Source organism: Bradyrhizobium sp. SZCCHNR1043, from assembly GCF_032489675.1.
GTDB lineage: Bacteria > Pseudomonadota > Alphaproteobacteria > Rhizobiales > Xanthobacteraceae > Bradyrhizobium.
In genome coordinates, this window is record NZ_JAUEYN010000011.1 from 232,896 (window position 1) to 247,097 (window position 14,202).

Annotated in this window: 14 protein-coding genes; 7 read left to right on the forward strand and 7 right to left on the reverse strand. The window is 66.5% G+C overall.

The features are described 5' to 3' along the window. Nucleotides 1-3: 3 nt before the first annotated feature. Nucleotides 4-1,347 (reverse strand): GH1 family beta-glucosidase, encoded by a 1,344-nt coding sequence (locus QX039_RS20820; protein WP_315735647.1) that lies wholly within the window; start codon nucleotides 1,345-1,347, stop codon nucleotides 4-6. 213 nt (nucleotides 1,348-1,560) lie between these two features. On the opposite strand from QX039_RS20820, the gene QX039_RS20825 reads away from it, so the two are divergent. The 5 genes from QX039_RS20825 to QX039_RS20845 are packed head-to-tail and all read left to right on the forward strand — an operon-like array spanning nucleotide 1,561 to nucleotide 6,973. Continuing rightward, nucleotides 1,561-2,511, forward strand: a complete 951-nt coding sequence (locus QX039_RS20825) for an ABC transporter permease (protein WP_315733804.1) — start codon at nucleotides 1,561-1,563, stop codon at nucleotides 2,509-2,511. An 8-nt stretch (nucleotides 2,512-2,519) separates the two neighbouring features. After that, nucleotides 2,520-3,392 (forward strand): ABC transporter permease, encoded by an 873-nt coding sequence (locus QX039_RS20830; RefSeq protein ID WP_409998139.1) that lies wholly within the window; start codon nucleotides 2,520-2,522, stop codon nucleotides 3,390-3,392. Then, nucleotides 3,389-4,399 (forward strand): ABC transporter ATP-binding protein, encoded by a 1,011-nt coding sequence (locus tag QX039_RS20835; RefSeq protein ID WP_315733800.1) that lies wholly within the window; start codon nucleotides 3,389-3,391, stop codon nucleotides 4,397-4,399. Before QX039_RS20830 ends, QX039_RS20835 begins: the two co-directional genes overlap by 4 nt. Then, nucleotides 4,396-5,448: an oligopeptide/dipeptide ABC transporter ATP-binding protein gene (locus tag QX039_RS20840; protein ID WP_315733798.1), complete on the forward strand. Its 1,053-nt coding sequence runs from the start codon at nucleotides 4,396-4,398 to the stop codon at nucleotides 5,446-5,448. The genes QX039_RS20835 and QX039_RS20840 overlap by 4 nt, the downstream gene beginning before the upstream one ends. Before the next feature lie 34 nt (nucleotides 5,449-5,482). Beyond that, nucleotides 5,483-6,973: an ABC transporter substrate-binding protein gene (locus QX039_RS20845; RefSeq protein WP_315733796.1), complete on the forward strand. Its 1,491-nt coding sequence runs from the start codon at nucleotides 5,483-5,485 to the stop codon at nucleotides 6,971-6,973. 146 nt (nucleotides 6,974-7,119) lie between these two features. On the opposite strand, the gene QX039_RS20850 is transcribed toward QX039_RS20845, so the two are convergent. Continuing rightward, complete coding sequence (locus tag QX039_RS20850) at nucleotides 7,120-7,314, reverse strand: hypothetical protein (protein ID WP_315733794.1); 195 nt, start codon at nucleotides 7,312-7,314, stop codon at nucleotides 7,120-7,122. Between the two features lie 301 nt (nucleotides 7,315-7,615). On the opposite strand from QX039_RS20850, the gene QX039_RS20855 reads away from it, so the two are divergent. Together QX039_RS20855 and QX039_RS20860 are read left to right on the forward strand one after the other, a co-directional pair. Next, nucleotides 7,616-8,503, forward strand: a complete 888-nt coding sequence (locus QX039_RS20855) for an NAD(P)/FAD-dependent oxidoreductase (protein ID WP_315771909.1) — start codon at nucleotides 7,616-7,618, stop codon at nucleotides 8,501-8,503. A gap of 116 nt (nucleotides 8,504-8,619) precedes the next feature. Next, the gene (locus QX039_RS20860) at nucleotides 8,620-8,787 is read left to right on the forward strand and encodes a hypothetical protein (protein WP_315733792.1); all 168 of its coding nucleotides are present in this window, start codon (nucleotides 8,620-8,622) and stop codon (nucleotides 8,785-8,787) included. 6 nt (nucleotides 8,788-8,793) lie between these two features. Here the strand turns inward: QX039_RS20860 and QX039_RS20865 are convergent, their stop codons facing one another. Genes QX039_RS20865 through QX039_RS20885 form a run of 5 tightly spaced genes read right to left on the reverse strand, consistent with a single transcriptional unit; the run spans nucleotide 8,794 to nucleotide 14,182 of the window. Next, complete coding sequence (locus QX039_RS20865) at nucleotides 8,794-9,636, reverse strand: ABC transporter permease (RefSeq protein ID WP_409998864.1); 843 nt, start codon at nucleotides 9,634-9,636, stop codon at nucleotides 8,794-8,796. 11 nt (nucleotides 9,637-9,647) lie between these two features. After that, nucleotides 9,648-10,577, reverse strand: coding sequence for an ABC transporter permease (locus tag QX039_RS20870; protein WP_315733788.1), 930 nt, complete (start codon nucleotides 10,575-10,577; stop codon nucleotides 9,648-9,650). After that, nucleotides 10,577-11,569, reverse strand: coding sequence for an ABC transporter ATP-binding protein (locus QX039_RS20875; protein ID WP_315733786.1), 993 nt, complete (start codon nucleotides 11,567-11,569; stop codon nucleotides 10,577-10,579). Before QX039_RS20875 ends, QX039_RS20870 begins: the two co-directional genes overlap by 1 nt. Continuing rightward, nucleotides 11,566-12,540, reverse strand: a complete 975-nt coding sequence (locus QX039_RS20880) for an ABC transporter ATP-binding protein (RefSeq protein WP_315733784.1) — start codon at nucleotides 12,538-12,540, stop codon at nucleotides 11,566-11,568. Before QX039_RS20880 ends, QX039_RS20875 begins: the two co-directional genes overlap by 4 nt. Nucleotides 12,541-12,544: 4 nt before the next feature. After that, nucleotides 12,545-14,182: an ABC transporter substrate-binding protein gene (locus QX039_RS20885; protein WP_315733781.1), complete on the reverse strand. Its 1,638-nt coding sequence runs from the start codon at nucleotides 14,180-14,182 to the stop codon at nucleotides 12,545-12,547. Between the last annotated feature and the right edge of the window lie 20 nt (nucleotides 14,183-14,202).

The following is a 14,202-nucleotide window of genomic DNA, read 5'->3' on the forward strand; positions in this document are numbered from 1 at the left end:
GCCTCAGTCTTCCGCCCGGTTGTACGGCCCGTCGGAGGTCCGGTGGGCCGCGATCATGTCCGCATACCATCGCGCAGACGCCTTGGGAATGCGACGCTGCGTGGTGTGGTCGACATAGACAATGCCGAAACGCTGCGAATAGCCCGCCCCCCATTCAAAATTATCCAGCAGCGACCACACGAAATAGCCGCGGACGTCGGCGCCTTCTTTCATCGCCTGTTCCATGGCGGCAGTGTAGGCCTTGAGATAGGCGATCCGGTCCACGTCATGAACCTGGCCATCATTGCCGAGGACGTCGGCAGCTGCGGTGCCGTTTTCAAGCACGTAGATCGGAAGCTGGAACCGCTGGTGGATATCCAGGAGCGTGTCGTGGAACGCACCGGGCACGACCGGCCAGCCGATCGCGCTGCGCGGCACGGTGTCGGGCGCCGGCCCGAAGCTCGCCCCGATCAGGTTGGTGTCAGCCCTCACGTAATGCGGCGAGTAGTGGTTGAGCCCGAACCAGTCGACGGGCCGTGCGATCTGCGCCATGTCGCCGGGCGCGACATATGGCGCGACGGCCTCCGCCAGCTCCGGCGGGTAGCTGGCAAACGCTTGCGGGAACGGGAAAGCGTCGTTCCAATAGGCTGCGAGCCGCAGCGCCGCTGCAGCGTCCGCCGGCTTGCTGGTGCAGGGATAGCAGGGCTGGCGGTTGTGGATCGCGCCGATCGAGGCGCCGGCGACGTCTTTGCGCAGCACGTCGACGGCGCGGCCATGGCTGAGATTGACGTGATGGATCGCCTTGTGCAGCGCCGTCTTGTCGGCCAAGCCAGGGGCATGCCAGCCGAGGCCGTAGCCGAACAGCGTGAACACGCAGGGCTCGTTGAAGGTGGCGAAGCGCTTGACCCGGTCGCCATAGCGCCGCGCGACCAGCGCGGTATAGTCGGCGAACCAGCCGGCGATGTCGCGGTTCTGCCAGCCGCCGAGCGCCTCCAGCGCCTGCGGCAGGTCCCAGTGGTAGAGACAGAGCCACGGCTCTATCTCAGCGGCAAGCAGGGCGTCGATCAGGCGGTCGTAGAAGGCGAGGCCGGCTTCGTTGGCCGCGCCGCGGCCTTGCGGCAGCACCCGCGGCCAGGAGATCGAGAAGCGATAGGCGTTGAGGCCGAGCTCTTGCATCAGCACCACGTCGCCGGCGTAGCGATGATAATGGTCGCATGCGGTCTCGGCCGTGTCGTTGGTCTTGGTGCGGCCCGGCGCGCGCAGAAAGACATCCCAGATGCTGTCGGCGCGGCCGTCGAGATGGGCTGCGCCCTCGATCTGGAAGGCCGAGGTCGAGGCACCCCAGAGAAAGCTCGGACGGATGGTCATGATCGAGAGGGGCCCTTGCGTTGTTGCGATCAGCCGCATGATGGCGGTCGCCGGCGCTCCGCCGTTGACCGGGATCAAGCCGACGATACCGTGGCCGGTGTGGCCTGCGAAGATGTCCTGCGCCGGGCAATGGCAATCATGCAGGCAACAGGCTTGCATCGGAGCCGAAAGCTGTGGAACGTGCGGCCGCCGAAAACTGGAGTCCCGGCGCGAATGAGCGTTTTTCTGCTGCGGCGCTGCCTGACCTTGCTGGCGACCCTCGTCGGCGCGTCGCTGATCATATTCCTGGTGCTCGACGCGCTCCCGGGCAACGCCGCCCAGATGCTGATGGGCGCGGATGCCTCGCCCGACGCGGTCAGGGCGCTGACGGTCAAGCTCGGGCTGGATCAGCCGCTGGCCTGGCGCTACCTGCACTGGATCGGCGGCATGCTGAGCGGCAATCTCGGCAACAGCTATGCCTATGGCACGCCGGTGGCCGAACTGATCCGCGAGCGGCTGGCGATGACGATTCCGCTCGCGATCCTGGCCATGGGACTCACGACCGTGCTGGCGCTCGCGGCCGGCATCTACACGGCCGCCAATCACAACCGCCTCGGCGATGTCGGCGTGATGTCCCTGACCCAGATCGGCATCGCCTTGCCGAACTTCTGGTTCGCGATCCTCCTGATCCTCCTGTTTGCGGTGAAGCTGCAATGGCTGTCGGCCGGCGGCTTCCCCGGCTGGGAGGACGGCACTTGGCCGGGGCTGCGCGCGCTGCTGTTGCCGGCCGTGGCGCTGGCGGTGGTGCAGGCCGCGATCCTGGCGCGGGTGACGCGCTCTGCGGTGCTCGACGTTCTGCGCGAGGATTTCGTCCGGACCGCGCGCGCCAAGGGCCTGACGAAGCGTGAGGTGCTGTGGCAGCACGTCTTGCGCAACGCGATGATCCCGGTGCTCACCGTGATGGGCCTGCAATTCGCAAACCTGCTGGCCGGCACCATCGTGATCGAGAACGTGTTCTATCTGCCGGGCCTGGGGCGTCTCATCTTCCAGTCGATCGCCAATCGCGATCTCATCGTCGTGCGCAATTGCGTCATGCTGCTGGCGGCGATGGTGATCGTCGTCAACTTCGTGGTCGACGTGCTGTATGCGGTGATCGATCCGCGCATCAAGGTGCACGAGCTGTGAGTTCGTCCGTGATCGTTCAAGCCGCAGCCGGCACGGCCCCCGCGCCGAGCGCGTTCTGGCGCCGCGCGCTGCGCCATCGCAGCTTCATCGTCGGCGCGCTGCTGTGTCTGCTGGTGCTCGGCGCTGCGCTGCTGTCGCTGGTGTGGACGCCGTGGTCGGCCTATGAGATCGACGTCGCCTCGAAGCTGCGGCCGCCGTCATCAGCGCATTGGCTCGGCACCGACGTGCTCGGCCGCGATATCGTCTCGCTGCTCTTGGTCGGCGCGCGAGCGACCATTCTGGTCGGCATCATCGCCGTCGGCATCGGTCTCACCTGCGGCGTCTGCCTCGGCCTAATCGCAGCCGCGCAGCGCGGCTGGACCGAGGAGCTGATCATGCGCTTCAGCGATTTCACCTTCGCCTTTCCGGCGGTGTTGTCGGCGATCATGCTGGCGGCTGTGATCGGCCCGGGCATGGTGACCTCGATCACCGCGATCGGCATCTTCCAGATCCCGGTGTTCGTGCGCGTCACCCGCGGCCAGGCCGGTGCTGTCTGGGCGCGCGAGTTCATCCTGGCGGCACGCGCTGCCGGCAAGGGCCGCTTCCGCATCACCATCGAGCACGTGCTGCCGAACATCCTGTCGATCCTGATCGTGCAGGCGACGATCCAGTTTGCGCTGGCGATCCTGGCGGAGGCGGCGCTGTCTTATCTCGGCTTGGGCACCCAGCCGCCGCAGCCGTCCTGGGGGCGCATGCTGAACGATGCGCAGACCTTGCTGTTCCAGTCGCCGAGCCTCGCCGTGTACCCCGGCGCCGCCATCGCGCTCGCGGTGCTCGGCCTCAACCTGCTCGGCGACGGCCTGCGTGATCTGCTCGACCCTCGGCTGGCGAGGCAGCGATGATGGCGAGCGATCAACCTCTGCTCGATGTCAGCGGTCTCGGCATCCGGCTCAACACCAGCCGCGGCCCGGCGCAAGCGGTGCGCGAGGTGTCGTTCGCGCTCCGGCGCGGCGAGACCTTGGGCATCGTCGGCGAGTCCGGCTGCGGCAAGTCGATCACGGCGCTCGCTCTGCTCGGGCTTCTGCCTGACAGCGCTGTCGTCAGCGGCAGCATCAAGCTCGATGGCCGCGAGCTGGTCGGATTGCCCGATGCCGATTACTGCAAGCTGCGCGGCAACCGCATCAGCATGATCTTTCAGGAGCCGATGACCGCGCTCAACCCGATGCATACGATCGGCCACCAGGTGGCGGAGCCGCTGCAGCGACATACCGGCTGCTCCGCGACTGAAGCGAAACGTCAGGCGATCGCGCTGCTCGACCGCGTCGGTCTGCCGGACCCCACCCGACGCTACGACGCCTATCCGCACCAGTTCTCCGGCGGCCAGCGCCAGCGCGTCACCATCGCGATGGCGCTGGCCTGCAAGCCCGACGTGCTCATCGCCGACGAGCCGACCACCGCGCTCGACGTCACCATCCAGCGCCAGATCCTCGACCTCATCGCCGATCTCGTGGCCGAGCAGGGCATGGCGATGATCCTGATCTCGCATGACCTTGGCGTCATCGCCGAGAATGTGCAGCGTATGATCGTGATGTATGGCGGCACGGTGGTCGAGAGCGGCAGCACCGATGCGGTGTTCTCGCGCATGGGCCATCCCTACACGCAGGGCCTGTTCCGCGCGCGGCCGCGGCTCGGGGCCCGCAAGGGTACGCGGCTTGCGACCATCGCCGGTACCGTGCCGGAGCTCGCCGATCTGCCGGCCGGCTGTCCGTTCGCCGATCGCTGTGCGCTGGTCGTCGACGCCTGCCGCGCGGCGCTGCCGCCGGCGATCGAGATCGGCATCGGTCATGGCGTCCGTTGCATCCGGACCGATGTCGCGCTTGCGCGTGATCCGGTGGGAGTTGTCGCTTGAGCACGGCATCGCAAGGAGCTGGCGAGACGCCGCTGCTCGAGGTCAGGGATCTTGTGCAGCGCTATACGCTGCCGCGCGAGAGCCTGCTGCGGCCGCCGGGCCAGGTGCTCGCGCTCAACGGCGTGTCGCTGACGTTGATGCCGGGTAAGAGCCTCGGCATCGTCGGCGAGTCCGGCTCCGGCAAGTCGACCTTGGCGCGGCTGATCATGGCATTGGAGCGGCCGTCATCGGGATCGGTGCTGATGTCCGGGCGCGATCTCAACCGCCTCTCGGTGGATGAGCTGCGGCGGGCCCGTCGCGATTTCCAGATGGTGTTTCAGGACCCATATGGATCGCTCGATCCGCGCCAGATCATCGCGCGCATCGTCGCCGAGCCGCTGACCGCCTTGGAAAGCCCGGATCGCAACAGCCTGCGCACGCGCGTGGCAACGGTGCTGCGGCAGGTCGGATTGCGCGACGCCGACATGGACAAGTATCCGCACGAGTTCTCCGGCGGCCAGCGTCAGCGCATCGCGATCGCGCGGGCGCTGATCACGCAGCCGAAGCTGATCGTCGCCGACGAGCCTGTCAGCGCGCTCGACGTCTCGGTGCAGGCGCAGGTGCTCAATTTGATGCAGGACCTGCAGGAGCAATTCGGCCTCAGCTATGTGCTGATCAGTCATGATCTGGCAGTCGTCGACTATCTCTGCGACGAGGTCGCGGTGATGTATCTCGGGCGCATCGTCGAGCGCGGACGGCCCGAGGATCTGTTCGGCCAGTGCGCGCACCCGTACACCCGGGCGCTGCTCGACGCCGTGCCGCGGGCGCAGGCCGGCGCGATCCGGCGCCGGCGCGAGAGCGTCGCGATCGCGTCGCAATCCCTCGGCGCGGCCGGATGCGCCTACGCGCCGCGCTGTCCACTCGCTGATGTCCAGTGCCGGGCGACGGCACCCTCCCTGCGGGCGCTCACGGGGCTGCATTCCGCTGCCTGCCACAAGGCGGAAAGCGTGATGGCGCTGCCGGCGCTCGTCGCCGCAGAACACCAGCCTCTTGTCTCGAAGCCGCTTTGACGCGTAACTTGGTTCCGTCCGGGAGAAACGAACAATGTTGAAAAGACTATCCATCGTCGCATTGGCCGCGCTCGTCGCGGCCACCGCTGTGCCGGCCTCGGCACAAAGCAAGAAGGACAGCGTCGTCGTCGGCATGACCTTGGAGCCGCCGGGGCTCGATCCGACCAGCGCGGCCGCCGCGGCCATCGCCGAGGTCACGCTCTACAACGTCTATGAGACGCTGACCAAGATCAACGAGGACGGCTCGGTGTCGCCGCTGCTGGCCTCGAGCTGGCAGGCCTCGTCGGATCTGAAGAGCTACACTTTCAAGCTCGTCAAGGGCGTGAAATTCCAGAACGGCGAGGCGTTCGATTCCGCCGCCGTGAAGTTCTCGTTCGAGCGCGCCGGCGCCGCGAACAGCACCAACAAGGACAAGGCGCTGTTCCAGGCGATGGAGGCGGTCAACGCGCCCGATGCCGAGACGATCGAGGTCAAGCTCAAATATTCCGAGCCCAACCTGCCGTTCCTGCTCGGACAGGCCACAGCCGCGATCGTCGAGCCGAAGAGCGCGCCGACCAACGCGACGCAGCCGGTCGGTACTGGGCCGTACACGCTGGGTAGCTGGGCCAAGGGCTCGTCCCTGAGCTTGAACAAATGGCCGGACTATCGCAACGCCGCAGCCGTGAAGCTGTCCAAGGTGACGATCCGCTTCATCTCCGATCCGGCGGCGCAGGTAGCGGCGCTGCTGTCGGGCGACGTTGATGCCTTTCCGCGCGGAACGTCGGCGCGCACGCTGCCGCAGTTCAAGTCCGACCCGCGCTTCACCGTGCTGATCGGCGGCTCAAAGGCGAAGACCATCGTCACCATCAACAACAAGAAGAAGCCGCTCGACGACGTCCGCGTCCGCCGCGCGATCCTTGCCGCGATCGATCGCAAGGCGATGATCGAAGGCGCCGTCGACGGCCTGGGTACGCCGATCGGAAGCTTCTACGTGCCGGGCTCGCTCGGCTATGTCGACACCACCGACATCAATCCCTACGACCCGGAGAAGGCCAAGAAGCTGCTGGCGGAAGCCGGCATCGCCACGCCGCTGCAACTGTCGCTGCGGCTGCCGCCGCCGGCCTATGCGCGCCAGGGCGGCGAGGTGCTCGCGGCTCAATTGGCCAAGGTCGGCATCGTCGCCAAGATCGAGAATCTCGAATGGGCGGCGTGGCTGTCACAGGTGTTCAACGGACCGCATGATTTCGACCTGACCATCGTCTCGCATGTCGAGCCGTTCGATCTCGTGAAGTTCACCGATAAGAACTACTACTTCGGCTATCAGTCCGAGGCCTTCGACAAGCTGTATCAGAAGATCGTCGACACGCCGAACGAGGCGGAGCGCACCAAGCTGCTCGGCGACGCCCAGCGCATGCTGGCAACGGATGCGGCCGCCGGCTTCCTGTTCCAGCCGCAGTGGATCACGGTGATCAACAAGAAGCTGAAGGGCGTCTGGAAGGACGTGCCTCAGTTCGAGAACGATTTCGCGAGCTGGTCGTGGGAATGATCGTGAGCCCGTTTTGCTTGGCTGCGAAATAATTCCTGCGCAATGCGGTGCCCTCTCCCCTTGTGGAAGAGGGCATCGCCGGTCCATCCATATGTGCGGTCGCGTGACGGGTATCTCTCCACGAACGACACCATTAATTCTACAGATCAGTTCGGCCATTCGATGGGCGTAAAGCGCATCTGCCGTCGTCGCATTTCAGCCTGAAGCTCCTGGGCGTATTGCTTGGCCCGGTCTCCGATGAGCCGATAGGGTCCCCCGATCCGACTATCAGCGGCAACTTGCTTTCGGATACTCTCATAATAGGCCAACAGACTTTCGTCGGTTGAATTCTCAAATCGCATCGATTCTCCCCGAAACGCAACCTTAGGTGTCAAATTTTGCCACTATCGCCGCGGCATGGCAGTGACATAGGTTAAGTTCCGTTGCCCAAAAAAAGTTCCTTGTGTGTTCCGGATTATGGCCGAGCGAATTTCGCTCCGGAGCCCGGGGGGGGAACTTAGGACCGCTGGCTGCGTAGAATTTCGGGTGTCGGCGTCGACCGAGCGCTCAGGAACCTGCGGTTCGGCAGCGGTCGCGCGCATGGGACGAACAACGGGTTCGCGGCAGACGCGGCCGAGCTGTCAAGAAGGGCGAGGGGCTGCGATGCGCACCGAAGTTCTCGTCGTCGGCGGCGGGCCGACCGGCCTGATGGCCGCGATCTATCTGGCGCGGTTCCGACGGGACGTCGTGATCATCGACAGCGGCGCATCTCGGGCAGCCCTGATTCCCCGCAGTCATAGTCTACCTGGCTTTCCTGACGGCATTTCGGGACATGAGCTGCTCGCGCGGATGGAGCATCAGGTGGAGGACCTCCGCGTTCCGATCATCCGCGGCACGGTGACATCGCTCGACAGGACCGGCGCCGACGTCGTCGCGACATATGCTGACGGCGCAATCGCCGCGCAGCGGGTGATTCTGGCGACGGGGATCGTCGACAGGCAGTTTCCTCTTCCCGACTGGATCGAGGCGGTTCGCCAGGGTGAGCTGCGCTACTGCCCTGTCTGCGATGGCTACGAGGCAGCCGGCCGCAAGATCGCGATCGTCGGTGCACTCGGTCATGCTGCAGGCAAGGCGCTGTTCATGCGTGTCTACAGCGCCGACATCACGTTGATCCCGAGCGATGACGCGCAGAACGACGCAGCGCGGCAGCAGCTGGCCGCGGCCGGGGTTCGCGTGATGCCGCCTCTCCAGTCGCTTCAGCGCCGGAGCGGTGCCATCGAGGCGGCGTTCGCGGATGGCGCCAGCGAACACTTCGAGGTTATCTATCCCGCGCTGGGGGCTGAGGTCCGCTCGGAGCTCGCCATCCGGATGGGCGCGCGACACACGGCCGAGGATTTTCTGGAGGTGGACGCCAAGCAGCGCTGCGGCGTCGACGGGCTTTATGGTATCGGCGACGTCGTCACCGACCTACACCAGATCTCGGTCGCGTTCGGCCATGCCGCGGTGGCCGCCTGCCACGCACATCATTCGCTGCCGATGCGCTATGTGTAACCTGCCGGCAGGACAATCATGCGAAGTCGATCACAACCTCAGATCGCGCTATCCTGTGTTAACGCATTTGGGGTTGATCTGTCGGACCTTGGCGCATGGACAGGAAATCGGCATGTTTGGCGGCGGCGTCGAGCTGCCATGAGGAAGCCGCACGCGATCCGGCACGCCGCGACCTTTGGCTGCAGGAAGCATCGAAATGGACGGCGCTGGCGGGCGAGCCGGCTGGCAACGCGGTGATCATCTGCGAACAGGCCGCCTCTGCGACCAAGGAAGCCCGCGGCTGAGTGCAGCTATTGCAGCGTCGGGTCGAGCCGGTCACGCAGCCAGTCGCCGATCACGGACACCGCAAGCGTGGTCACGACGATGATGATCGCCGGCGCCAGCATGATCCACGGCGCGCGCGTGAGATATTCGCGGCCATAGCCGACCATGTTGCCGAGGCTCGTCATCGGCGGCTGCACGCCGAGCCCGAGGAACGAGAGGCCGGACTCCAGCAGGATGACTTCCGGAAACACCAGCGTCATCGACACGATCAGGGTCGAGGCGATGTTCGGCAGGATGTGCTTGAGATACACGCGCTGCGGCGTCGCGCCGAGCTGGCGCACGGCGGCGGCATAGCCTTGCGCATTGGCCGAGATGGCGAGCCCGCGCGCGATGCGCGCATAGCGCTCCCAGCCGAACAGGCCCATCAGCCCGATCAGGAGCGGCAGCGAGTTGCCGAAGAAGGCGAGCACGGCAAGCGCGAGGATGAGGAACGGCATGCTGGCCTGGAAGTCCGCCAGCATCAGCACGAACTGCTCGACCAGTCCGCGAAAATGCGCGGCGAGAAAGCCGAGCGTGGTGCCGGCGATGGCGGAGATCGCGGTGGCGCCGAATGCGATCAGGAGCGAGATCCGGATCGAGACGATCAGACGCGACAGCACGTCACGGCCGAGCTCGTCGGTGCCGAGCCAATGCGCGGCGTTGCCGGGCAGCGCCAGGCGATTGCGCAGGTCGAACTTGGTGAAGCCATAAGGTGCGAACTGGTCGGCGAAGACGGCCAGCAGCAGCATTGCCGCGATCCAGCACGCGGCGATCGTGACGGAGACGGGAACGTCGGGCCAGCTCAGCCGCCGCGCGGCAGGTGCCTTCATCGCGACGTCGGTCATGCCTCCGCTCCCTTGCTGCGCAGCCGCGGATCGAGCAGGCCGTAGAGGAAATCGACGATCAGGTTCGACGTGACCATCGTCATCGCCACCAGCAGCAGGATGCATTGCACGACCGCGAGGTCACGATTGGCGACGGCGACGACGAGCAGCCGGCCGACGCCCGGCCACGAGAACACGCTTTCCACCACGACCGCGCCGGCGATCAGGCTGCCGACCATGAAGCCGAGGATGGTGACGGTCGGGATCGCGGCGTTCGGCAGCGCATGGTCGGTGATGACCCGGCGCCAGGGCACGCCCTTGGCTGATGCGGTCCGTATATAGGGCTGGCCGAGGATCTCGAGCATCGCGCTACGCGTGAACCGCGCCAGCACCGCAGCGCCGCCGAAGCCCAGCGTCACGATCGGCAGGATGGCATGACGCCAGGAGTCCTGCCCGCCCGACGGCAGCCAGCCGAGCTGGACGGCGAAGATCAGCACCAGAATCAGCGCCAGCACGAAGCTCGGCACCGTGAAGCCGGCCACCGCCGTGATCATCACGGCGCGGTCGATGGCTGAGCCGCGGTGAAGCGCTGCATAGATGCCGGCGGGAATGCCGAGCAACACCTTCACCAGGAACGCCGGGATGGTCAGCGCCAGGGTCGCCGGGACGCGCTCGATGACGAGCTGGATCGCCGGCCGGCCGTCGCGCATCGAGCGTCCGAGCTCGCCCTGGCCGATTGCCTTGAAGTAGTCGAGATATTGCATCCAGATCGGATGATCGAGGCCCCACGCCTTGCGAAACGCGGCGATGACCTCGGGCGGCGCTTCCGGCCCCATGATCATCAGCGCGGGATCGCCCGACAGCCTGAGCACGATGAAGGCGAAGGTGACGACGAGTGCGATCGTCAGCAGCGCGCGCGACACGCGGATCGCGAAATAGCGCAGCATCACGCGGCATCCTGGGTCTGTGACTGTGGCCCCGTCACGAGATGGCAAGCCACCTGGCGCTGTTGATCCAGCGCGGTGAGCGCGGGCACCTCATTGGCGCAGCGGGCGGTCGCGCGGCTGCAGCGCGGATGGAAGGCGCAGCCGGAGGGGCGCGCGGCCGGATTCGGCGGATCGCCGGTCAGGACGATGCGGTTGGTGCTGCGGCGTCCCGGAGCAGGGGAGGCCGAGACCAGCGCCTGCGTATAGGGATGCTGGGGCCGCGCGAACAGATCGTCGGCATCGCCATATTCGACGATGCGGCCGAGATACATCACCGCGACCTTGGTGCTGATCTGCCTGACGACGCGCAGGTCGTGGCTGATGAACAGCATGGTCAGCCCGAGCCGCGCCTGCAGATCGACGAGCAGGTTGACCACCTGCGCCTGGATCGAGACGTCGAGCGCGCTGACCGGCTCGTCGCAGACGAGAAAGTCCGACCTGGTCGCCAGTGCGCGAGCGAGCACGATGCGCTGACGCTGGCCGCCGGACAGTGCGCCGGGATAGCGCCGGCCATGGCTGTCGTTGAGATCGACGGCGTGCAGCAGCTCGCGCACGCGCGCCTCGCGCTCTGGCTTGGTCCCGATGTCATGGATGTCGAGCGGCTCGCGGATCTGCTCGGCGACGGCAAGCCTGCGATCGAGCGCGCCGAGCGGATCCTGGAAGATCATCTGCATGCGCGCGCGCTGCGCGCGCCAGGCCGCCGAGCCTAGTGCTGCGATCGGCGCGCCGCCGAAGCGCACGCTGCCCTGGTCGGGCGGCTCGAGTCCGAGCACCATGCGCCCGGTGGTGGATTTGCCGGAGCCGGATTCGCCGACGATGCCGAGCGTCTCGCCCTTCGCAATCGCAAAGCTCAAGCAGTCAACGGCGTGGACCGATGCAGGACGCCCGAACAGGCCGGACCTCATCCGGTAGGTGCGCGAGATCCCGTGGACCTCGACCAGCGGCGCGGTCATTCGGCGGCGAGCTCCACCGGCAGACGCTGCGGCCGCAGACAGGCCACCGCGCGGTCCGGCTCGATCGGCGCCAGCGGCGGCACGCCGGCATGGCAGCCGTCGCCGGCAAACGTGCAGCGCGGCGCGAAGGCGCAACCGCTCGGCAGCGCGCCCGGATCAGGGACCGTGCCGGGAATGGCCTGCAGCCGCCGCCTGATGCCATCGAGCGGCGGCAGCGCGCCGATCAGGCCCTGCGCGTAGGGGTGCCAGGGATCATCGAACAGCCTCGTCGCCGGGGCGCGCTCGACGATGCGGCCCGCATACATCACGCAGACGCGGTCGCAATTCTCGGCGACGACGCCGAGGTCGTGGCTGATCAGGACCATCGCCATGTTGAACTCGCGCCGGATGGCCGACAACAGATCGAGGATCTGCGCCTGGATCGTGGCGTCGAGCGCGGTGGTCGGCTCGTCGGCGATCAGGAGGTCGGGCTGGCCGGCGAGCGCCATCGCGATCATGATGCGCTGGACCTGGCCGCCGGAGAACTCGTGCGGATAAGCCGACAGCCGCCGCGCCGCATCGGGAATGCCGACGAGATTGAGCAGCCTGAGCGCCTCGGCCCGCGCGGCCTCGCCGCGCAGCCCGCGATGCAGCGCGAGGCTTTCGCACAACTGGCGGCGGATCGTGAGCACCGGATTGAGCGCGCTCGCCGGATCCTGGAAGATCATCGCGATGCGCCGGCCACGCACCTGGTCGAGCACCCCGCCATCAGCACCCAGCAGCTCGCGGCCTTCGAGCTTGGCTGATCCGGACACTTTCGCCTTGACCGGCAACAGGCCGAGCGCCGCGAGCCACGTCACCGACTTGCCGGATCCGGACTCGCCGACGAGGCCGACGGCCTCGCCCTTGCGGATGTCGAGATCGATGCCATGCAGCACGGGCGTGCCGTCGAACGCGACCCTGAGGCCGGAGATGCTGATCAGCGGCGCCACGGCATCACGCTCCGTAGTTGCCGATGCGGAAGTCCATCGCGAAGGCCGGCGAGGCCTTCCACTTGATCGACTTCGGCTTGGCGGTGAAGGTCGCGTTCTGGTGCAGCACCGTGTAGGCCGGGTCCTCGCGCTCGGCGATCTCCAGCATGCGGCGGAACGCCTTCTTGCGAGCGTCGCGATCTGTCGAGGTCTCCAAGAACTCCGACAGCCGGTTCAGCTCGTCGTTGCTCCATTCGCCGACCTGCTGCTGCTGGCCGTTGGGGCCATGCTGGGCGACCAGCGACGAAACCGGATCGTTGAACGCGGCCGAGTTGGACCAGTCGCGCACGGCGCGGGTCGGGCCGCGCTCCAGGATCTGCGACCAGTTCTCCTTGGTCTCGATCTGCACATTGAGGCCGACCGCCTGCCACATCTCGACCAGCACCTGCGCGGTCGCGACCTGGTTGGTGTAGTAGTTGTTCAGCAGGCGATAGGGGATCGGGTCGCCCTTGTAGCCGGCCTGCTTCAGCAGGTCCTGCGCCAGCTTGGGATCGAATGCTGGCACGCTCCAATCGGCGACGAACATGTCGCCGTAGAACTCCCACTGCAAACCCTTCGGCACGCGGGTGCGGCCGGCCCACAGGCTGTCGACGATCGCCTGGCGGTCGATCGCATGGGTGAAGGCGCGCCGCACCAGCGGATTGGCGAGCTGCGGATGATTCTTGTCGAACACGGTGAGGCGGTGGTTAAGGATGGTGCCGCCCTGGACCTCGAACGCCGCGTTCTTCTCGATGCCGGCGATCTGGTCCGGCGGGATGTCGCAGGCGAACTGATATTCGCCGGAGAGAAGCCCATTGATGCGGCTCGCGACCTCCGGCACTTCGAGGAAGCGGATGCGCTTCAGCGGCGGGCGGCCGCCCCAATATTCATCGTGCGCTTCAAGGGTCAGCGACACGTCGGGCTTGAACTCGACGATCTTGTAGGGACCCGTCGTGATCGGCTTGCGCGCCCAGTCGAGGTAGCTCGCGGCTTCCTCCCAGCCGCGCCGGCTCATGATGTCCGAGCCGTAGCGCATCAGGCGGCCTTCGATGGTCACGTCAGGCGTCGCGTTGACGAAGCGCACGGTGTATTTGTCGATCGCATCGACGCGGACGAGATCCGGCCAGATGCGGCGGGCCACGCCGATGACGTCCGGCGGCAGCTCCTTGCCGGGGCGCGGCGCCGGGATCTTCTCGAATGCCTTGATGGTGCTGCGGCTCTTGGCCTCGCTGTCGCCGAACATGCGCTCGCGGCTGAACGAGAACACGACGTCCTCGGCCGTCATCTCGTCGCCATTGTGGAACTTGACGCCCTGGCGCAGCTTCAATTCGACGGTCTGGTCGTCGATGCGCTTCCACTCGGTGGCGAGGCCGGGAACGGCTTCGAGATTGCCGCGGAAGTTCTTGGAGATCAGGCCTTCCCACAGCGACGAGTAGAACACGCGCTCGCCGACATTGGACTGCTCGCGCAGCACGTCGAGCACGTTCGAGTTGGTCACCTTCTGCACGGCGATGGTGACCGAGGGACGGGTGTCGGCTTGCGCGATCGAGACGCGCGGCAGGATGAAGCTGCCGCCGATCGCGGCGCCGGCGCCGAGCAGGCCGCGGCGGGTGAGCTTGGTCATGGCAATATCTCTGTGGTCTG

What these genes read in the sequence shown, in the direction of transcription:
- QX039_RS20820 (WP_315735647.1), bottom strand. Translation starts at nt 1,347, where the DNA reads ATGACCATCCGTCCGAGCTTTCTCTGGGGTGCCTCGACCTCGGCCTTC.
- QX039_RS20825 (WP_315733804.1), top strand. Translation starts at nt 1,561, where the DNA reads ATGAGCGTTTTTCTGCTGCGGCGCTGCCTGACCTTGCTGGCGACCCTC.
- QX039_RS20835 (WP_315733800.1), top strand. Translation starts at nt 3,389, where the DNA reads ATGATGGCGAGCGATCAACCTCTGCTCGATGTCAGCGGTCTCGGCATC.
- QX039_RS20845 (WP_315733796.1), top strand. Translation starts at nt 5,483, where the DNA reads ATGTTGAAAAGACTATCCATCGTCGCATTGGCCGCGCTCGTCGCGGCC.
- QX039_RS20850 (WP_315733794.1), bottom strand. Translation starts at nt 7,314, where the DNA reads ATGCGATTTGAGAATTCAACCGACGAAAGTCTGTTGGCCTATTATGAG.
- QX039_RS20855 (WP_315771909.1), top strand. Translation starts at nt 7,616, where the DNA reads ATGCGCACCGAAGTTCTCGTCGTCGGCGGCGGGCCGACCGGCCTGATG.
- QX039_RS20865 (WP_409998864.1), bottom strand. Translation starts at nt 9,636, where the DNA reads ATGAAGGCACCTGCCGCGCGGCGGCTGAGCTGGCCCGACGTTCCCGTC.
- QX039_RS20870 (WP_315733788.1), bottom strand. Translation starts at nt 10,577, where the DNA reads ATGCTGCGCTATTTCGCGATCCGCGTGTCGCGCGCGCTGCTGACGATC.
- QX039_RS20875 (WP_315733786.1), bottom strand. Translation starts at nt 11,569, where the DNA reads ATGACCGCGCCGCTGGTCGAGGTCCACGGGATCTCGCGCACCTACCGG.
- QX039_RS20885 (WP_315733781.1), bottom strand. Translation starts at nt 14,182, where the DNA reads ATGACCAAGCTCACCCGCCGCGGCCTGCTCGGCGCCGGCGCCGCGATC.